This window comes from Algoriphagus sp., assembly GCF_039969895.1.
Taxonomy (GTDB): domain Bacteria; phylum Bacteroidota; class Bacteroidia; order Cytophagales; family Cyclobacteriaceae; genus Algoriphagus.
This window is the reverse complement of sequence record NZ_JBDVMZ010000012.1, coordinates 255,267-275,757: the sequence shown is the minus strand read 5'-3', so window position 1 is coordinate 275,757 and position 20,491 is coordinate 255,267. Positions and strand designations below refer to the sequence as shown.

Annotated in this window: 18 protein-coding genes; 13 read left to right on the top strand and 5 right to left on the bottom strand. The window is 42.1% G+C overall.

The genetic code is table 11. The annotated features are described in order from the left end of the window. The first annotated feature begins 5 nt into the window (after positions 1-5). The 5 genes from ABJH64_RS07360 to ABJH64_RS07340 all read left to right on the top strand — a co-directional run bounded on the left by ABJH64_RS07360 (position 6) and on the right by ABJH64_RS07340 (position 5,170). Entirely contained in the window at positions 6-551 is a 546-nt protein-coding gene (locus ABJH64_RS07360) for a hypothetical protein (protein WP_348274803.1), read from the top strand. Beyond that, on the top strand, positions 532-1,722 hold the full coding sequence (locus tag ABJH64_RS07355) for a M20 family metallopeptidase (RefSeq protein WP_348274805.1): 1,191 nt from the start codon (positions 532-534) through the stop codon (positions 1,720-1,722). Before ABJH64_RS07360 ends, ABJH64_RS07355 begins: the two co-directional genes overlap by 20 nt. A gap of 63 nt (positions 1,723-1,785) precedes the next feature. After that, positions 1,786-2,553 carry a S1/P1 nuclease gene (locus ABJH64_RS07350; RefSeq protein ID WP_348274802.1) on the top strand — a complete coding sequence of 256 codons (768 nt, stop codon included), beginning with the start codon at positions 1,786-1,788 and terminating at the stop codon, positions 2,551-2,553. 88 nt (positions 2,554-2,641) lie between these two features. Beyond that, on the top strand, positions 2,642-4,498 hold the full coding sequence (locus ABJH64_RS07345; protein ID WP_348274801.1) for a sensor histidine kinase: 1,857 nt from the start codon (positions 2,642-2,644) through the stop codon (positions 4,496-4,498). Between the two features lie 21 nt (positions 4,499-4,519). Continuing rightward, complete coding sequence (locus ABJH64_RS07340) at positions 4,520-5,170, top strand: response regulator transcription factor (protein WP_348274800.1); 651 nt, start codon at positions 4,520-4,522, stop codon at positions 5,168-5,170. Positions 5,171-5,249: 79 nt separating this feature from the next. Here ABJH64_RS07340 and ABJH64_RS07335 read toward each other — a convergent pair whose 3' ends face one another. From ABJH64_RS07335 to ruvB, 3 genes are read right to left on the bottom strand one after another with little or no spacing between them, the layout of a single operon-like run. Beyond that, the gene (locus ABJH64_RS07335; RefSeq protein WP_348274799.1) at positions 5,250-5,555 is read right to left on the bottom strand and encodes a hypothetical protein; all 306 of its coding nucleotides are present in this window, start codon (positions 5,553-5,555) and stop codon (positions 5,250-5,252) included. 2 nt (positions 5,556-5,557) lie between these two features. Beyond that, entirely contained in the window at positions 5,558-5,929 is a 372-nt protein-coding gene (locus ABJH64_RS07330; protein ID WP_348274798.1) for a hypothetical protein, read from the bottom strand. Positions 5,930-5,975: 46 nt separating this feature from the next. Next, the gene (ruvB, locus tag ABJH64_RS07325) at positions 5,976-7,010 is read right to left on the bottom strand and encodes a Holliday junction branch migration DNA helicase RuvB (RefSeq protein ID WP_348274797.1); all 1,035 of its coding nucleotides are present in this window, start codon (positions 7,008-7,010) and stop codon (positions 5,976-5,978) included. A gap of 122 nt (positions 7,011-7,132) precedes the next feature. Between ruvB and ABJH64_RS07320 the strand changes: the two genes are divergently transcribed. The 5 genes from ABJH64_RS07320 to acs all read left to right on the top strand — a co-directional run bounded on the left by ABJH64_RS07320 (position 7,133) and on the right by acs (position 13,144). Further along, positions 7,133-8,203 (top strand): FAD:protein FMN transferase, encoded by a 1,071-nt coding sequence (locus ABJH64_RS07320; RefSeq protein ID WP_348274796.1) that lies wholly within the window; start codon positions 7,133-7,135, stop codon positions 8,201-8,203. 88 nt (positions 8,204-8,291) lie between these two features. Then, positions 8,292-9,044, top strand: coding sequence for a ZIP family metal transporter (locus ABJH64_RS07315; protein WP_348299582.1), 753 nt, complete (start codon positions 8,292-8,294; stop codon positions 9,042-9,044). Positions 9,045-9,235: 191 nt separating this feature from the next. After that, the gene (locus ABJH64_RS07310) at positions 9,236-9,499 is read left to right on the top strand and encodes a DUF4212 domain-containing protein (protein WP_348274794.1); all 264 of its coding nucleotides are present in this window, start codon (positions 9,236-9,238) and stop codon (positions 9,497-9,499) included. A 19-nt stretch (positions 9,500-9,518) separates the two neighbouring features. Beyond that, positions 9,519-11,204, top strand: coding sequence for a sodium:solute symporter family protein (locus ABJH64_RS07305; RefSeq protein WP_348274793.1), 1,686 nt, complete (start codon positions 9,519-9,521; stop codon positions 11,202-11,204). A 47-nt stretch (positions 11,205-11,251) separates the two neighbouring features. Further along, positions 11,252-13,144, top strand: coding sequence for an acetate--CoA ligase (gene acs, locus ABJH64_RS07300; RefSeq protein ID WP_348274792.1), 1,893 nt, complete (start codon positions 11,252-11,254; stop codon positions 13,142-13,144). Between the two features lie 72 nt (positions 13,145-13,216). Here acs and ABJH64_RS07295 read toward each other — a convergent pair whose 3' ends face one another. Then, positions 13,217-14,620, bottom strand: coding sequence for a DUF4403 family protein (locus ABJH64_RS07295; protein ID WP_348274791.1), 1,404 nt, complete (start codon positions 14,618-14,620; stop codon positions 13,217-13,219). 71 nt (positions 14,621-14,691) lie between these two features. On the opposite strand from ABJH64_RS07295, the gene ytxJ reads away from it, so the two are divergent. Together ytxJ and ABJH64_RS07285 are read left to right on the top strand one after the other, a co-directional pair. After that, on the top strand, positions 14,692-15,027 hold the full coding sequence (ytxJ, locus tag ABJH64_RS07290) for a bacillithiol system redox-active protein YtxJ (protein WP_348274790.1): 336 nt from the start codon (positions 14,692-14,694) through the stop codon (positions 15,025-15,027). 127 nt (positions 15,028-15,154) lie between these two features. After that, positions 15,155-18,004 carry an outer membrane beta-barrel protein gene (locus tag ABJH64_RS07285; RefSeq protein ID WP_348274789.1) on the top strand — a complete coding sequence of 950 codons (2,850 nt, stop codon included), beginning with the start codon at positions 15,155-15,157 and terminating at the stop codon, positions 18,002-18,004. A gap of 365 nt (positions 18,005-18,369) precedes the next feature. On the opposite strand, the gene ABJH64_RS07280 is transcribed toward ABJH64_RS07285, so the two are convergent. Further along, positions 18,370-18,936, bottom strand: a complete 567-nt coding sequence (locus ABJH64_RS07280) for a fasciclin domain-containing protein (RefSeq protein ID WP_348275194.1) — start codon at positions 18,934-18,936, stop codon at positions 18,370-18,372. A 279-nt stretch (positions 18,937-19,215) separates the two neighbouring features. On the opposite strand from ABJH64_RS07280, the gene pheS reads away from it, so the two are divergent. Further along, positions 19,216-20,244, top strand: a complete 1,029-nt coding sequence (gene pheS, locus ABJH64_RS07275) for a phenylalanine--tRNA ligase subunit alpha (protein ID WP_348275193.1) — start codon at positions 19,216-19,218, stop codon at positions 20,242-20,244. Positions 20,245-20,491: the final 247 nt, after the last annotated feature.

Below are 20,491 nucleotides of genomic sequence, written 5' to 3'. Positions count from 1 at the left end.
GTACTATGAGAGTTTTCTGGATTTTAGGATTAGGATTGATTTTAGCAAGTTGTAAATCGACTAGCAAGACCTCAAGTTCTGCAGCAAACTATGCGAATTATCAGGAAAATTTAGACGCTTCTCTTCCTAAATACCCAGATTACCGAGCGCAAATGAGCGCCAAACCATTCGTTGAATCTTCTGCTTCTACTGAGGCGATCGATGCTCAATTGGATCAAGTCCAAGCTAGTCTTATCAGCAAAAATAAATCTGAACCCTATTTTAATGGATTTTCAGTGCTGGTTTATTCAGGAATTGACCGGGCCAAGGCATTCAAGACTAGGGATGATCTGGCTATGAATTTCCCCGACCTTGTCCCTGAAATGCAATATGAGCAGCCAAGATACTTGGTGAAAGTCGGGAAGTTTGCTCACAAAATAGAAGCACAAAAAAGCTTCACTGCAGTAAAAACGCAATTTCCCACAGCTAGGATAATTCAAGATCGATTCCAGCGTGAGGAATTCAAAACCGTCAATGAACTCAACCAAGATAATGCTGAAGGACAAAATTAAATCACTGGCTTCGGCCTACAAAAATGAAGTAATTGCCAATCGTCGTCACCTTCACGCTAATCCTGAACTTTCCTATCAAGAATATAACACAGCTAAGTTTGTGAAGGAAAAACTTCAGGAAATAGGAATTACGACCATTGAATCCAAAGCAAATACGGGTTGGGCCGCGTTGATAGAGGGAAAAAATCCAAGTAAAAGAGTCATAGCACTTCGTGCTGATATGGATGCTTTGCCGATCATCGAGGCTAATGAAGTACCTTACAAATCCCAAATACCAGGGGTCATGCATGCCTGCGGACATGATGCACACACTGCATCACTTTTGGGCGCAGCCAAAATCCTTCATGAATTGAAAGATGAGTTTGAAGGTACTGTGAAACTAATTTTTCAACCTGGAGAAGAAGTTGCTCCAGGTGGCGCATCCCTGATGATCGCCGATCAGGTGTTAGAAAATCCACGGCCAAACGGAATCATCGGTCAGCACGTAATGCCATTTATAGAAGTAGGAAAAGTTGGTTTCCGACCTGGCATTTACATGGCTAGCGCAGATGAGATCTACGTGACTGTGAAAGGGAAAGGCGGCCATGCCGCTATGCCTGAGACGTTGATCGATCCGGTTTTGATCGCTTCGCACATGATTGTAGCTTTGCAGCAAGTGGTGAGTAGAGCCGCTAGCCCGAAGATTCCTTCCGTGCTTTCTTTCGGAAGAGTGGAGGCATTGGGAGCTACTAATGTGATCCCGAATGAAGTCAAAATTCAAGGTACATTCCGTACACTTGATGAGGAATGGAGGGCTAAAGCACATGAAAAAATGCTTTCTATCGCCAAAGGAATAGTCGAAGGTATGGGTGGAGAAGTTGATTTTGAGATCAAGAAAGGCTATCCATTTTTGAAAAATGATCCGGAACTCACCCATAGATCCCATCAGGCAGCTGTAGCCTATTTAGGTCAAGAAAATGTACTAGATCTTGATATATGGATGGCGGCAGAGGATTTTGCATTCTATTCTCAGGAAGTCGAAGGTTGTTTCTATAGACTGGGAACTAGAAACGAATCCAAAGGCATCACGTCCGGCGTTCATACCCCTACTTTCGATATCGACGAAGATGCCTTGGAAGTTGGAGCGGGTTTGATGGCCTTCTTAGCCGTCTCTGAGCTCGACAAAGCTTAATCTTACGATAACCTTCCTCCAATCATTTCTAAGTAATTTTCCTCTTTCCTTTCTCGTATGCTCATGAAAAAATTCTTAACAACCTCTATTTTCCTATTTCTACTTATCACCCAGTCCTTTGCTTGGGGGCAGCTTGGCCATTATTTGATTGGCTACATGGCTGAAAAGCAATTGAAAAAATCTGTTAGGAAAAAAGTAGAGAAAGTACTTTATCCTATGTCCATTGGTAGAAGTGGCACTTGGATGGATGAAATCAAATCTGATAATTCCTACGACTATGCTAATTCCTGGCACTACTTGACCAGCAAAAATGGAGAGTACGAAGAATCCATTCAAGAAAAAGGCGGGAATGCCTATGCTGAAATCAATCGTATCAAGAATAAACTAAAAGCTGGAAATCTGGACCCTACCCAAGAAGCAGAGATGCTCAAAATGCTTATTCATATGGTGGAAGATATTCATCAGCCGCTTCACGTGGGTACAGGTGAGGATCGCGGTGGGAACGATGTGAAAGTAGAGTACTTCGGGCGAGCTACTAATCTCCATGCAGTGTGGGATAGCGGAATTATAGACGGCAAAGCGATGAGCTACTCGGAAATTGGGGATGAACTATCCCGCCGATTGAATAAGGATTTGATCGCGGGATATAGGGCTGGTGGTATGGATACCTGGCTAGCAGAAGCAGTCGCATTGAGACCTTCAGTCTATAATATTCCTGAGAATAAGAAAATCTCCTATGCTTATGGTTATGAAAATATGCCACTTATAGAAGAACGATTGATTGCTGCCAGCGTACGACTTGCGCAGATTCTAGAAGAGATTTACGGGTAAATTTCTTAAAATAATTCTTTCGATGCCGTTGGTTATAAGTAGGCCAACGGCAATTTTTTTGTATTTTTCTCACAGAAAAAACTCATAAATGCTTAGATTTTTCACTCTTAGTCTGGTTTTCTTATTGCTTTCTACTTCCTCTTTTTCACAAGATTTGAGAAAGAGACTTGGTAGAACCTACTCCAATCCTGACTCTGTAGCTATTATTTTTGAGCTAGAAAAAGCAAATCTGCATACCGCCAATGACAGCGGGATTTATTACTTTTTCGTAGCTGAGAAGTACAACCGAAACTTCGAAAACGCGCTGGCTCATGAGACTTTTCTTAAAAGTGCTGCGCTTTTGGACCCTAAGCAGAGTAACGACCTGGTTAGCCTTTGTTACATTCGTTTGAATAGGTTGGAAGCAAACTCCGGTAATTGGGATCAAGCCTTGTTCTTTTCCCAAAAAGGCCTAGAAAATGCTACAGCTGGACTGGATAGTAATTACATGGGCTATGCGCTGTTAGATATCTCGGTGGTCTATCATGACATGGAGGACTATGCCAGAGGCGTGGAATATGGCAAAAAAGCCCATTCCTTGCTCACCCATTTCAGCAAGGCAAACCCAACTTTCATCGCTTTCTCACTCAATGCTATTGGGATCAATTTTGATGACTGGGACAAACCTGATTCTGCGCTATTTTATCACTACAAGATCTTTGAAAATATAGATAAGCTCGACAGTTCTAGAATCACTTTTACCTTTAATAACATAGGAAATACGCTGCTGAAACAGGAGAAATACAAGGAAGCGGCAACTTGGATCCAGACCGCTGTAAGTCTAAACAAGAAAGATGAGGATCAGTATAGTTTGGCGGCCAATTACACCAACCTGGCAACGATTGCCTATAAACTTCGTGACTTTTCAAAAGCGGAAATGATGATGGATTCTGCTTATAAATATGTAGTAGAATCCCAATCCACCGAGAAAATGAGGGACTACCTGCAGGAGCAATATCGCTTTAGCAAGGCCAAGGGGGAGCTTTCGCTTGCGATGGATTACTTGGAGCAATACTCCACTCTGAAGGATTCTATATTCAAAGAGGAGCGTGTGAAAATGCTCGGAGAACTGGAAGCGAAATACCAAGTCCAGACGAAGGAGCGGGAATTGGCCGAAAGCCGTGCTTCACTAGTTGAGCATGAATTGTTAGTGAAAAACAGAAACAACCAAATCTTACTGCTCGCGGTGTTTCTGCTGATCATTTTGGGTGTAGCTTTTTTCATCTACTATAGACAAAAAACTAAAAATAGACACCTGGAACAAGAAGCTAAACTACAGCAAATCTATGCCGAGCAGGAAATTCAAAAACAGCTGCACGAGCAACGCAACAGAATTTCTTCTGATCTACACGACAACATCGGGGCCCAGCTTACCTTCATCGTTTCATCTCTGGACAACCTGAAATTTTTTGAATTGAGTAAAGAGAAAATGGCTGGAAAAATCGATAAGATTTCGGCATTCACTGTGGAGACCGTGAACGAACTGCGCGATACCATCTGGGCGATGAACAAGGACAATATCAGTCTGGGTGATCTACAGAGTCGCTTGGCTGGATTGATCACTAAAGCAAAAACAGCCTGTCCTCAAATAGATTTTAAACTTCAGCTGGAAGATGGCTTGGAAAATGACATCCTTCTGAATTCTCTGGAAGGGGTGAATTACTACAGAGTGGCTCAAGAAGCGCTAAACAATGCCATCAAGCATGCTGAAGCTACCCATATCAAAATTGTTTTTTCGCGACAAAACGGCCATATACGTGTTTGTGTCGAAGACGACGGAAAAGGAATAACGAAGGAAAGTTTGGGAAATGGGCTGGGAAATATGAGAAACCGTGCAGCTCGAATCGGAAGGGAATTGAAAATAGATTCTACCCTTGGTCATGGAACCCAAGTTTGTATCTTTTAGGCTCCATTTAACCCTACGCTCATGTCAATAAAAATAGCTATCGCCGAAGACAACAGCTTTTTGCTGAAGGCCATTTTGGAAAAGCTTTCCTTTTTTGAAGAACTGGAAGTGAAATTTACAGCGCTCGATGGACAAGAGTTTTTGGAAAAATTGGAAAAGGATTCCAATGTACATCTCATTCTAATGGATATTGAGATGCCAAAAATGAATGGAATAGAAACAGTAGCTCAGGTATCACAGAAGTACCCACAGATCAAGACGATTATGCTGACTGTCTTCGATGACGATGAGCATATTTTCAAAGCCATTCAAGCAGGAGCAGATGGGTATTTTCTAAAGGAAGTTGATCCAAAAACACTTTATCAAGGAATTAAAGACACGTTGGATGGTGGTGCAGCGATGACTCCTTCCGTTGCGATGAAGGCATTAAAGTTTCTGCGCAATCCACCGGATTTTTCAGAACCAGTGGAGGATATCAAGTTGACGGCGCGAGAAATCGAGATCTTGGAACAAACTTCAAAGGGGCTCAATTACAATCAGATCGGCGAAAACTTGTTTATTTCTCCGAAAACAGTTCGAAAGCACACGGAGAATATCTATCAGAAACTTCAGGTTCATAGTAAGCTCGAAGCAGTGCAGAAGGCGGTTAAGAATAGGATTATTGAAGGGTAATACTTTTATAATCCGGACATAGAATCCACTCTACGTCCGGTTTTCTTTTATTTATAGAAGACCTTGAGTTTAGCTGGGATTATTGTTTTTCCCAGTTTTCTTCAAGCCACTTAAACATATTTTTCTTATCTGAACTTGGTCCATAGCCTGCCCAAGTATCGTGATTACTACTAAGCTCAATTACAATAACATATTCTTGAGCAAAAACTTCCATTGCCTTATCCCTGATTATTTCGCAATCTAGTTTTCCGTTTCTATCTGAAATTAACCATATATTAGTTAGCCAATGCCACCATCCAAGTTTTTGTGATTTAATATATTCTATAAAAACCTTTTCTTGTTCTGGAGTTGACTCATTTAAGCAAATAATAAATCTCTTTTTCATAGTTAATTCCCCTTTTCAGATTCCTTTGAAAGATTTTTCTTACTTATTTTTGAACTTTCATCTTGAGTTATCAAGCCAGTTAAATTATCCCCTACTAAACCTTTCTCTATTGCCATTTTCTGGATAGAATATTTTTCGCTCCTTAAAGCATCCCTGTCTTTGAATAGGCAGTAAATGTAGGCGAAAAAGAAAATTGAAATAGTCATCACAATTATTATAGCAAAAAGCACCAATATCCAGCTGTGGCTTTCCATTTTTATCGCTAATAAAAACCCACCAATAATAGCTGATAAAAACCAAGTTAGAGGTTTAAGAATAGTTGATCGAGATCCGCTTGCATCTGATCTTTGAAATAGTTCTCTAAATCCTTCCATTAATCATCTTAATAATATTCATTGCTACATTTTTAATTTTAAAATCTTAAATACCCTCAAACAACCCACCTAATCCATGATTGGGCTTTATTTTCAAATGCTTGTAAGCTAGTTCAGTAGCCACACGACCACGAGAGGTTCGCTTCAAATAGCCTTCTTGGATCAAAAAGGGTTCGTAAACTTCCTCGATCGTCTCGGCTTCTTCGCTGCATGCAGTAGCGATGGTGCTTAGACCTACTGGCCCGCCGTTGAACTTTTCGATAATGGTCAACAAGATTCGGTTATCCATTTCGTCCAGACCATTCACATCCACATCGAGTGCATCAAGCGCGATTTTGGAAATTTCCAAGGTGATCGTACCATCTCCTTTTACTTCAGCGAAATCCCGAGTTCGGCGTAAAAGCATATTTGCGATCCTTGGAGTTCCCCTACTCCTTCTTGCGATCTCATAAGCTGCGATTTCATCTATTGGCGTTTGCAAAATACTTGCAGATCGGCTGACGATATCCGTCAATAGCTTCGCATCGTAATACTCCAATCTTGAGTTGATGCCGAATCGTGCACGAAGTGGAGAGGTCAACAATCCTGAGCGGGTGGTAGCACCGATCAGTGTAAAAGGACTGAGAGAAATCTGAACCGAACGGGCATTTGGTCCAGAATCTAACATAATATCTATTCGGAAATCCTCCATTGCCGAATACAGGTATTCTTCTACGATAGGATTAAGCCGGTGTATCTCGTCTATAAAAAGCACATCGCCCTCATCCAAATTGGTCAGCAAGCCGGCCAGATCGGAAGGTTTATCCAGCACTGGACCAGAGGTGATTTTAATGCCAGTTTGGAGTTCGTTGGCGATAATATGACTAAGCGTTGTCTTACCCAAACCTGGAGGACCATGCAGTAGCACGTGATCTAAAGGCTCATTTCGATTTTTGGCAGCACGAACAAAAACTCGCAGATTCTCCACGATTTTAAATTGTCCTGTGAAATCCTCAAAGCTTAACGGCCGTAATGCTTTTTCGTAATCTTTGTCCTTTGGGCTGAGACTTTCGTCCTCCCCACTCAAATAATCTTCTCTCATAGTTTGTCCGTAGGCACACAAATATAGAAAATTACGAATGCCTTCCCCTGCATTTTTGAAACAGCTCCATCCCTGCGAAACTGGAAAATAAGCCTTAAATTCGCCCTCAAATTCCCAAGCTCATGCGCTCAAACGCCCGAAAAAACATCATTTATTCTATTGTCTTACTTGTTGCGGTTATGCTGGTCTATTCCTGGCGAAACCGGGATAAGACGGAGTCAACTTTAATAGAAACTTCTGAGGCTTCGGCTGGAAAAATTGTGATTTCGGGAAAGACGATGGGTACAACCTATAATCTCACCTACCTGGATGAGCAAAGCCGTGATCTACAAACGTCAGTAGATTCACTACTGGAGGTTTTCAATCAGAGTCTTTCTACCTACATTCCAGATTCAGAACTTAGCCGATTCAATCAGTCCGATACGATTGATTTCGACTTGCCGTATTTATTGCCTGTGCTGGAAGCTTCCAAAACTGTCTTTGAAAAAACTAATGGAGCTTTTGATCCTACCGTAGGACCGCTAGTTAATATTTGGGGCTTTGGCCCGGGTGGTCCTGAACTGAAAGACAGTGTAGATATTAGGAATGTGTTAAACTCTGTTGGGTTTACTAAAATTGACTATGATCAGAAGCAACTTCGCAAAAAAGTACCAGGAGTTTACCTTGATTTTTCTGCTATCGCAAAAGGCTATGGTTCAGACGTAGTCGCTGATTTTTTGGAAAGTAAAGGAATAGCAAACTACCTAGTCGAGATCGGCGGTGAGCTCGTAGCCAATGGAACAAATGAAAAAGGAGAACTCTGGAAAGTTGGAGTAAACCGTCCGGAAGAATCCGCCAATGCAACTGACCTGATCAGTATCATCGCACTACAAGATCGTGGGATGGCTACTTCGGGAAATTACAGAAATTATTATGTGCGGGATTCTGTGAAAATCTCTCATACGATCAATCCCGCAACTGGTTATCCAGTCAACCACAACCTGCTAAGTGCTACCGTGCTAGCCAAGGATTGTATGAGCGCCGATGCCTATGCCACTGCCATGATGGTGATGGGGACGGATAAAGCAATTGCCTTGGATTCTGCCTTGACCGAGATTGAGGTTTTTTTAATTTATGACGATGGAATGGGTGGATATAAGACTTTTGCGAGTGAAAGCTTGAAGCCATTCTTGTCTTTCCCGCAGGAGAATTAATTTTAAATGCAACATTATTGAATTTTATTACCTTTGCTTGAGTTATCACTTTCTCTTTTTCACCAGAAAAAGAAAGTAACCCATGCCAATGGAAATCAAATTTTTACTTTTATTTCTCACCGCCATGATCGCTGGATCATTGGTGTTCTTTGCGCCAAAATTCAGAGAGAAATACTTTCGTTTGGTACTTGTTTTTGCTGGTTCGTACCTATTCTCTATTACCATTCTCCATATTCTACCGGAGCTTTTTGACAGTAGCTTTGATAGCAAGCGAATGGGATTATATATCCTGATTGGATTTTTGCTTCAGCAATTGCTGGAATTTTGGTCTAGCGGAATCGAGCATGGACACATTCATACGCATGAGCATCAGAGCAGCAAAGCGATGACTACGGTGATGCTTGGCTTATTTATACATGCATTTCTCGAAGGCACCCTACTTTCCCATGGGGAATTGATAGATGAGGGCGAGCAAATGCTAGGTCATGTACACAATAGTAAAACTGTTCTGCTTGGGATTATTCTTCACAAAGGTCCAGCGGCTTTTGCTCTGGCGGCAGTGCTTTCAAGTACCTTGAGTAAGAAAACCACCTTGTTTTTATTGACACTTTTTGCCTTAGCGTCTCCACTCGGGATGATGTCAAGTTCGTTTTTGTTTGAAAATGGATTGCTGGAAAAACAAGGGATAGGAATTCTTTATGGCTTAGTTGCTGGTGGTTTTTTGCATATTTCTACCACCATCTTTTTCGAAAGCAGTCCACATCACAAGTTCCAGTTGAATAAATTACTGGTAAGCTTCCTAGCAGCCGGTCTGGCGATTTTGTCAGAGTTTTTCCTTTAGAATGGGAAGCTTTGCAAAGGATTCTCTTTTGTTCGAATTGATAGTATTCATCATGCCTATCTGAAGAATATCGGGGGATTTACAGGACTTCCATAAAAAATTCGATTAATTCCTTGCCAACATCTTGCATTCCTATCGTAGCATTCACTAGTTTCAAGGGATAATTGTGTTCTCAGCCTAAATCCCCAAACATGCCTACCCAAAATAAAAAAATGAAAGCTTATTGGAGAAAGAACCTCCAAACACTTTTCATTCTCTTACTCGTCTGGTTTGTGGTCTCCTTTGGCTGCGGAATTCTTTTCGTGGATGAACTCAATGAAATAAGACTAGGAGGCTATAAACTTGGGTTTTGGTTTGCGCAGCAGGGATCTATTTTCGCATTTGTGATTCTGATTTTCGTTTATGTAGTTCGAATGAATCGTCTGGATAGGGAATTTGATGTGGACGAAGAATAACTTTTTAAGCTAGAAAACTATGGAAATCTTGACCTGGACCTACCTTCTCGTAGGATTATCATTTGCACTTTATATTGGAATAGCCATCTGGACTCGCGCTGGATCTACTCAGGAATTTTATGTAGCTGGTGGAGGCGTATCTCCTCTCGCCAACGGTATGGCTACAGCCGCTGACTGGATGTCCGCCGCTTCTTTTATTTCCATGGCCGGGATTATTTCTTTCGCGGGATACGATGGGTCTGTTTATCTCATGGGCTGGACGGGAGGATATGTGCTGCTAGCGCTTTTGCTTGCGCCTTATCTTCGGAAATTTGGCAAATTCACCGTTCCAGACTTCGTAGGAGATCGCTATTACTCCAATACTGCGAAAGTTGTAGCGGTAATTTGTGCTTTATTTATCTCCTTTACCTATGTGGCTGGGCAGATGCGTGGTGTCGGGATCGTATTTTCCAGATACCTCGAGGTACCCATAGAATGGGGCGTGATCATCGGGATGTGTATCGTCTTCTTTTATGCAGTTTTGGGTGGGATGAAAGGCATCACCTACACCCAAGTCGCTCAATACTGCGTGTTAATCTTCGCTTACATGGTTCCTGCGATTTTTATTTCTATGCAGCTTACAGGCAACCCAATTCCTCAACTTGGCCTAGGTGGAGCTGTCGCAGATGGAACTCCATTGCTGGACAAACTGGATGGAGTACTCACTGAGTTGGGTTTTGCTGCTTACACTTCAGGGAGAAAAAGCATCACGGACATGTTTATGATCACGCTGGCGCTTATGGTCGGGACGGCCGGCTTGCCGCATGTGATTGTGCGCTTTTTCACTGTGCCACGAGTAAAAGACGCCAGGCTATCGGCTGGCTATGCGCTTGTGTTTATTGCGATTCTTTATACCACTGCCCCGGCGATTGCAGCCTTCGGGATTTATAATACAATAGAAAGTACTTCGGAAAAAGAGATCTCGACCCTTCCAGCATGGATTGCCACTTGGGAAAAAACCGACCTGATCAAGGTCGATGATAAAAATGGAGATGGCAAAGTGCAATACGTCGCCGACCCCACTTCCAATGAATTGACGATAGATCGAGATATCATGGTCCTGGCAAGTCCGGAGATCGCTCAGCTTCCCAACTGGGTAGTCGGCTTGGTGGCTGCTGGAGCAATGGCGGCCGCGCTATCTACTGCTGCGGGTTTGCTGTTAGTTATTTCCACCTCTGTATCTAGGGATTTGTTCAAGACTTTTCAACCTAATATTTCTGAGAAAAAAGAATTGAGAATAGCGAGAATTGCTGCAGCTGGAGCGGTGATTTTGGCAGGTTATTTTGGCGTGAATCCGCCGGGTTTTGTGGCTCAGGTGGTTGCTTTTGCCTTTGGCTTGGCTGCAGCATCTTTTTTCCCAGTGATCATCATGGGCATTTTCTCTACCAGAATCAACAAGGAAGGAGCCATATCTGGAATGATTACTGGTCTGGTATTTACGATAGGATATATCGTTTATTTCAAATTTATCAGTCCAGAAAGTAACGATGCCGCAAATTGGTGGTTTGGGGTTTCACCAGAAGGCATAGGATCAATAGGGATGATCTTGAACTTCATCGTGTGTGTCACCGTCTCCCAATTCACACCTCCGCCTCCTCAAGAGGTGCAGGATATGGTGGAGGAAATTAGAATCCCTCGTGGTGCGGGAGCAGCCCAGGATCATTAAATTAGTGAGTACTTTACCCAAAATCGAAAATAAAAAATAAGAATATCATGAGTGACAGGATACATACCCTCAGCGGATACCTCTACGAATATCAGAAAAGTGTAGCCCAACCAGAAGAATTTTGGGCGAGAATTGCCGATTCATTTTATTGGAGAAAACGCTGGTCAAAGGTGTTAAAATGGAACTTCGAAGAGCCAGACGTACAGTGGTTTGTGAATGCAAAATTGAACATCACGGAGAATATTTTTGAACGTCATCTTTTCACTATCGGTGATCGACCGGCTATTATCTGGGAGGCAAATGATCCCAATGAGGAAGGAAGAACGCTTACCTATCGGCAGCTTTTCCATGAAGTAAATCGCTTCGCAAATGCGCTGAAAAGCAAGGGAATCGGAAAGGGCGACAAGGTGATCATTTATATGCCTATGGTTCCTGAAGCGGCTATAGCTATGCTAGCCTGTGCTAGAATAGGCGCTGTTCATTCTGTCGTATTTGCAGGATTTTCCAGTACAGCCTTGGCTGATCGGGTGATAGATTGTGAAGCAAAGGCGATTTTGACTTCGGATGGGAACTACCGTGGCAATAAGAAAATAGGTGTCAAATCTGTAGTAGATGAGGCTTTGGAGAAATCATCGGTAGAAACGGTGATCGTCTATGAGCGTACGAAGCAAGACGTCACGATGATAGAAGGCCGTGACTTTTGGTGGCATGAGGTGGTGGCTGAGGAATCTGATCAGTGCGTTGCTGAAGAAATGGATAGCGAGGATATGCTGTTTATACTTTATACCTCTGGGTCAACTGGCAAGCCAAAAGGTGTGGTTCATACCACGGGTGGTTATATGGTCTATTCTCAGTATTCCTTTGACAATGTGTTTCAGTATTCTGAGGGAGATGTGTATTGGTGTACGGCAGATATTGGCTGGATCACGGGACATTCTTACATCGTTTATGGGCCACTTTTGGCTGGCGCTACCACGCTGATGTTTGAGGGCGTACCGACTTTTCCGGATGCTGGTCGATTCTGGGCGGTGGTAGAAAAGCACCAGGTAAATGTGTTCTACACCGCTCCGACTGCGATTAGAGCGTTGCAAGCGTATGGCACCGAGCCTATTTTGAAATATGACCTCAGTTCCCTGAAAGTTTTGGGCTCTGTAGGCGAACCAATCAATGAGGAAGCTTGGCATTGGTATCATACCCATGTAGGCAAAAATAATTGCCCTATCGTAGATACCTGGTGGCAAACCGAAACGGGAGGAATTATGGTTTCGCCTATAGCCGGAATCACCCCGACCAAGCCTGCCTATGCTACCTTACCACTTCCAGGCATCCAACTTTGTATCGTAGATCCTGAGGGAAATGAACTGACAGGAAATTCCGTAGAGGGCAATTTGTGCATTAAATTTCCATGGCCGTCTATGATCAGAACTACCTATGGCGATCATGAGCGATGCAGGCAAACGTATTTTTCAACGTATAAAGGAATGTATTTCACTGGTGATGGTGTGAAGCGTGATCATGACGGGTATTATAGAATCCTCGGCCGAGTGGATGATGTGATCAATGTTTCAGGCCATAGAATGGGAACCGCTGAAGTAGAAAATGCGATCAATGAGCATCCGAAAGTCATAGAATCAGCGGTAGTTGGCTATCCTCATGAAGTCAAAGGTCAGGGAATTTATGCCTATGTGATCTGTGATATGACCAACAGGACGGAGGATAATTTGATCAACGAAATTAAAGAAATGGTATCTAAAATTATTGGCCCAATAGCCAAGCCGGATAAGATACAGATCGTTCCAGGTTTGCCGAAAACGAGATCAGGAAAAATTATGCGAAGGATTCTGCGTAAAGTAGCCGAAGGATCTGTGGATAACTTAGGAGACACGAGTACGCTACTAGATCCCGAAGTAGTGACCAAGATTATTGAGGGGAAAAAGTAGGTAGTAAAACCAAGAGCCAAGAAGTTGAATTCTTGGCTCTATTTTTTTGATCAAATGAATTAGCTTTCTGACTTATTTCCATTGTACATCGACTGCTCCTCTGGCCTTCATATGAATTACCAGCACTTTTGACATAGGGTAGAAACCGACCAGATTCACCTCAAGATCAGCTACTTGTACATCTGCGATTGGCGTATTTAGTCCCAGCCGATCAGTGATACTCCCCAAACTCTCTGAAAGCAAATCTCCTATTGGAAATACTGCTTTAGACTCAATGCTTCGGATAATTTTGCGCTTTTTCAGGCCCACTCCCGTCTGTGCTCCAAAGCTCCCACTTTCCATTTTGAAATTAACATCCTCAAAAATCAGGCTTTGCCTTTCAGCGTCATATTTAGGCTGACCGACCACGAAGAGAGTTCCACTAAGTGTTTTGCCCGAAGTCTGCTCAGCGACAAAGTTCATACTCACTGCCAGTAAATCTCCAAAAGCCTGGGTCTTTATCGTGGATGGCACTAGGGTGGTTTTCTTATCCACCCGAAATACTTTCCCCGCTATATTCTCTTCCAGCAACTCATCAAGAGTAGCATAGGATACGGACAGCGGCATGATCATCTGAAATTCATTCGATGAATTTGCGTTAGCACTAAGTTCTGGAAGTGGAAAAGCACGGGAAGGTGCGGCTTCAGCAGGATGAGAATTAATCTTTCCATCCATTCCCAGCCAGAGGTTATAATTTTGCTCAGCATCAAAAAACTCCTTGAGCATAACCTGCTCCGGTTGGATGGAAAAAGCTGTATTTCCACCTACCCAATCTATTGCAAAAGGCCTACCCACCTGAGCCCAGGCCAGGTCAATAAGAGTTTTCAGGCTTGCAAGTTCCTTGCCTCCGCTGAGATTCTGATTGCCCCATTTCTGTATCTCTTTGCTCAGCAACCCACTGAGATCTACTTGCATTCCTAGAATATCCAAAGCCAGATTCCCACCCAATTCTACTAATTCGAAGTTTTCAGCTCCAATGCTCCAATTCGGATTGATTACTGGATCAATTACAAAAACTGGGGAGAAATTTTCATCCAAGGGTAATTTGGTTTTCAACAGCCCACCCAGTCCTTTGGGTTTCAGACCCACCTGCCCAAGTACATTGATTGGTACGGTGAGTTGAATTCTTTGACTATCCAGAGCAGACCAAGTGATTTGACCGTTACGTTTGAGTTGTAAATCTCCTGTGATACCACTGCCCATATCTAGTCCTTGCTCTTGAAGTAGTACAGTTGGGATTTGACCATTCAGCAGATTACTCAAGGTTTCCCTGGGGATTTTCAGCGGTACATTTACGCTGGATCTGGCAGCAGGTGGAGGAGCAGCAGGTCCTGGATTGACAGCAGGATTAATGCTTTTGCAGGAAAAGAGTATGAGACCAATTAAAAGGATAGGAATTGGAAGTTTTATAAATCGCCGGCGGAACTGTATTTTCATAAATGAAGTTTGGTTTTCAATGAAGATCAGTACTTCTACAACTATTGCCCCAAAAATATAAAATCACTCAAATGAATTGGAATAAACTCACAGACGCTAGCCAAATACAGGAAATCAAAACTCTAAGCGAAGATAAACCGGTTATGATTTTCAAGCATAGTACGAGATGCTCGATCAGTAGCATGTCGTTAGATCGTTTGCTTCGCAAATGGAAGGATGGTGATAGTGAGAAGGTAATCCCTTATTATTTAGATTTGATCGCTAGCCGTCAGTTGTCAGATTTGGTGGCAAAGGAATTTGGTGTTCCTCATGAGTCCCCGCAAGTTTTATTGATAAAAAACGGAGATGCCATCTACGATGTAAGCCATTATGAGATCTCCTATCCAGACCTTATGGGAAGGCTTTAGATTTTTTAAGTTTTTAAATGGTAAAAAAACCACCTATCCGCCTGAATACCCATTCTTATCTTTCTTTAAGTGCAGAATAAACCTTTGATATTGGTAATTGGTCAAAGAACTAGAAATTTGCACACTTATGAAAAAACAATACCAACTTATTTTACTGATTTTTAGTCTTTTACTAGGCACTTCAGCTTATGGACAGCGGCCTTCAGGCCAAAATGGTCCAGAAAGAAAGTTCACTGGAACCGTCATGGACGGAGCTGCAAAAATTCCGATGGCAGGAGCTAATGTACTGGTTAAAACAGTTACCGACTCCCTGCTTCTAGGGACAGTGACGGATGCCAAAGGACAATTTGAGATCGTAAGACCAAATATTCCCTCTGTTAAAATAGAAGTTAAGTTTATTGGTTACACCACGATTTCCAAAATCCATAATTTCAGAGATCCATTAGATTTGGGTACGTTGACCCTAGTAGAGGATGCTCAGGTACTAGGTGAGGTCGTGATCGAAGGCCAAAGTCCCCTCGGAGAAATGAGAGGCGATACTACTTCCTTCAATGCCAGCGCTTTCAAAACCCAAGAAAATGCAGTAGCTGAAGACTTGGTGAGAAAGCTTCCGGGAGTAACTATAACGAATGGCCAAGTTCAAGCTCAAGGAGAGACTGTACAGAAAATCCTGGTCGATGGACGTGAGTTTTTTGGAAATGATCCTAGTGTGGCTCTGAAAAATCTACCTGCCAGTTCTATAGATAGAGTAGAAGTCTTGGATCAAAAGAACGACCAAAGTAGATTGACGGGTTTTGATGACGGTAATTATACCAAGACGATTAATATAATTCTAAGGCAGGATAGCAAAAACGGTCAGTTTGGTAGAGCGTATGCTGGCTATGGTACAGATGATCGCTATAGTGCTGGTGGAAGTGCAAATTTTTTCAACGGAGATAGAAGAATATCTGTACTTGGACTTTTCAACAACATCAACCAGCAGAACTTCTCAAGCGATGATTTAGCTGGAGTCAATGCTAATGCTTCAGGAGGCAGAAGAGGTGGCTTTGGAGGTGGTGGAAATAGTAACTTCCAAGGAGGAAATGATGTGGGTACAATCACTACCAATGCCATGGGCTTGAATTACAGCGATAAATGGGGTAAAAAAGTGAATTTTACTGGTAGTTATTTCTTCAATAACACGCAGAATAGTCTAAGACAAATTACCAATCGTCAGACGGTGATCAACGAAACAACCACTCAGAATTATGAGGAAAACCTTATCAATTCAGTGGAAAGCAACAATCATAGAGCAAATGCGCGAATAGAAGCGGACTTGAATGAGAAAAACTCATTTGTTATAACTCCTAGTTTTAATTATTCTACTCGAAACACCTTTAGCGATAGAGACGCCTTGACTTTGGCCAACGCTACCGATTCGCTTTCTGCCCTCCGCTCTATCACCAATGCGGAAACGTCTTCCTACAACATCAATAACAATATCACTTATCGGTATAAGTTTGATAAAAAGGGAAGAACCTTATCCACAGACATCAATACCACTTGGAACAATCGAGACGATGATTCGCGCTTACTAGCTGCAAGTGTGGACTACAGAAGAGATCAGATAGATACTACGCTACAGGATACTTATTTGCTGTCCAATGGATTCAACTACAGAGCAAACGTAACTTTGACTGAGCCTCTGGGTGAAAAATCTCTGGCTACTATTGGGTATCAGGTCGGTAACAATAAAACCGACTCGGACCAAAAAACCCGAGTACTCAACGATGAAAATATTTCTGTACTTGATACTGCCTTGAGTAATGAGTTTAATAATAAGTTCATAACACAAAGAATACGAACTGGCTATGCTTACAATAGTTCAGGATGGAATGTAAGTGCCAATTTGGATTACCAAAACGCTAAGTTGGACAATGAAGCTTTCTTCCCGACAGAAGGAGTTTTTGTAAGAGATTTCAACAATTTTCTTCCTAGTGCAAGTATCAGCTATAGAAATAGAGAATCAGGAATGAATTTCCGTATTCGATATAGAACGAGCACAGATGAGCCTTCGGTGAGCCAACTTCAAAATGTGGTGAATAACCAAAATCCACTAAACCTGAGCGTAGGTAATCCGACCCTCGCTCAAAGTTATCAGAATAACATATTTGCAAACATCGGTAAGTTTGACATCAAGAATAATAGAACCTTCTTCATGTTTGTAACGCTTTCCACTACAAGTAATTACATAGGAAGCAGCACGTTCATCGCTTCTCAAGATACGCTGATTAATGGCGAGATTTTGCTCCGTCCAGGTGGGCAAATCAGTCAGCCAGTCAATCTTGATGGCAATTTCAGCAGCCGATTTTTCCTTACGTATGGAGCTCCTATCAAGGGCTTAAAAACCAACATGAACCTAAACACGAGAGTTGGTTTCAATAGAACACCTGGTATCATAAACGGTGATAAAAACCTCAATGATAATATTGACCTGAGCCAGGGTATCACATTTACCTCAAACATCAGCAAAGATGTGGACTTTACGATCAGTACTACAGGTACTTATACTATAGTGAACTCCAGCTTGCAAGAGAATCTGGATAATAACTATTATGTACAAGAGTCTAACCTACGCTTGTATTACTCTCCAAATGGAGGAAAGCTATTCATGGGAACGACTGTGAATAACAGTTTATACAGCGGACTTTCCGAAGGGTTTGATCAGTCTATATGGCTTTGGAATTTGGAAGGGGGATACCGATTTGCTAAAAACAACAAAGCAGAGCTAAAGGTGGTTGTTTTCGATCTGCTAAAGCAGAATAACAGCATCTCCAGAACCATCTCTGATGTGTCTGTCACAGACGTTTTCACTAACGTACTCACACGTTATGGCATGTTGACCTTCACTTATATCTTAGGTAATTTCAAGCAGCCAGAACCATCTAACAATCCTTGGGAGCGTGGCAGACCTGGTGGTGGAAGCAGAACTTGGTAAGTATTGATTTGAGATATTCGATTTAAAATTTTATGATTATCCGCAATAATGCCAGTCACCTTATATTCCTTGCTTATCTGGTTAGAAGACCGATAACCGAAGCGGCCTCAATTCTTTAGTTTAACATTTGATACATTGCTTATTCCACCTTACAGGTAGAAAAGCGGATAATCATATAAAATTTACTAGATCAAATAATTTTCAAACCGACTGGAGCAATTCAGTCGGTTTTTTTGTGGAGAAGCAGGTTGACAACAGTTTAGCGCCCTCCGCGAAAAACTCCCTGTGCTCCGTGGTTTAAGAAAACCCTCAAAAAAAAGCCGACCCCTCTCGGAGTCGGCTCAACAATTGGGTGACCAACAACTTTACATTTTTGGAAGAACCACCGTGTCCACAGAGTGAATTACACCATTTGACTGCCATACATCCGCAATCGTAACTTTAGATTCTCCACCATTTTCGTCAGTGATATATAGGTCTTTACCTTTCATCCACGCAGTCAATTTTCCGCCCTGAACTGTAGTAAGTACCGCTTTTCCATTTCCTTTTTTGATCGCAGCAGCGATTTCTTTGGATCCCATTTTACCAGCTACTACATGATAAGTAAGTACAGCCTGTAGTGTTGCTTTGTTTTCTGGCTTCAAAAGTGTTTCAACTGTTCCAGCTGGAAGTTTCTCGAAAGCCATATTATCTGGGGCAAATACAGTAAATGGACCAGCTCCCTGAAGAGTCTCTACCAACCCTGCTGCTTTTACAGCGGCTACCAATGTCGTGTGATCGGCAGAGTTCACAGCGTTTTCTACGATGTTTTTAGAAGGATACATTTCTGCGCCACCTACTGTTTTTGTTTTTTCCATTTGTGCAAAAGCTAGGTTTGCAGAAAGAAAAATGAAGGCTGCGAAAGCCACTTTGAAGAAATTTTGAATGTTCATGATCTTGTTAGTTTGATGATTTTTTTTGGTTTCTTTATTTGGGATGAGATACGAGGGGCTTAGCAAGACTGGATTTAGTGAAGGGGAAAAAAATTAGGAATTACGATATTGGATTTACAAGATCATTGAAACTTTATCCCTTGTATTATCTCCTGTCCTTACGATCTAACTGACTTATCATAGGCTAGTTTTCTAGCCTTTCTAGGGCTAAAGTCAGCTTTTAGACTTTCCAAAAGACCTCAAAAGGCTTAGCTTTGTCACTTGAATAATTTGAATCCCATGTACCAAGAGAAAATCGAAGCAATCAAAGCCGCGATCGCAGCAGCAGATGCCAATAGCCCAGAAGAGTTGGAAGCCTACAGAATGGAGTATATCTCCAAGAAATCTGTGGTGGGCGAGCTTTTTGCCGGCATGGGAAAAGTGCCAAATGAGGAGAAGAGAGCCTACGGACAGTTGGTCAATGGCGTAAAGCAACTAGCAGAAGAGAAATTTCAAGAGCTGATCGAGAAAGTTGCTCAAAGAACTAAAAAGTCCAAGACGGCTGACATTGACCTGACGCTTCCTCCTTCCAATCAAAGTTTGGGAGGTATTCACCCGTTGACGGCTACTCGTCAGCGAATCATTGAGATCTTCGAGCGGATAGGATTCAACCTTTCGGAAGGTCCAGAGATCGAAGACGACTGGCACAATTTCACTGCTTTGAACTTCCCTGAAAATCACCCTGCCCGTGAGATGCAGGATACTTTTTTCATACAGAAAAATCCTGATATCGCACTTAGAACGCATACTTCTTCTGTGCAAGTACGAGTGATGGAAAATCAGAAACCTCCGATTCGTACGCTTTCACCAGGAAGAGTTTATAGAAATGAAGCCATTTCAGCCCGTGCACATTGTATTTTCCACCAGGTAGAAGGATTATACGTGGATGAAAATGTTGGTTTTGCTGATTTGAAGAATACGCTTTATCACTTCGCTAAAGAGATGTTTGGCAAGGAAACCAAAGTGCGATTCAGACCATCTTATTTCCCCTTTACGGAGCCAAGTGCAGAGATCGATATCACCTGTTTGATCTGTGGCGGCAAAGGCTGTAATGTCTGCAAAGGCAGTGGCTGGGTAGAGATCGGAGGATCAGGAATGGTTGACCCGAATGTGTTGGAAAACTGTGGCATTGATTCTACGAAATATACTGGCTTTGCCTTCGGTATGGGTATAGAGCGAATTGCTATGCTGAAATATCAAATTAAGGATCTTCGATTATTTACGGAGAATGATGTGAGATTCCTGAGGCAGTTTAGGCCTGTTCTGTAGATTAGGAGGCTAGGAATAAGGGTTTATCGTTTTTGACAAATAATTCAAATGAAGGTGAATTTGCAGATTAAACATATTTGACTTAATATGGACTTTTAATAGTAAATTGATTTTAGAATAATTAAGGTAAATTTTAAACTTTTCTCCTAACCCTTTTCTTAAATTTAGTGTTAGAACAAAATAAGGTAATACGAAATTGGCATAAAAAAGAGTTTCTGCTATTCGTTTATATATTAGCACATCTTAG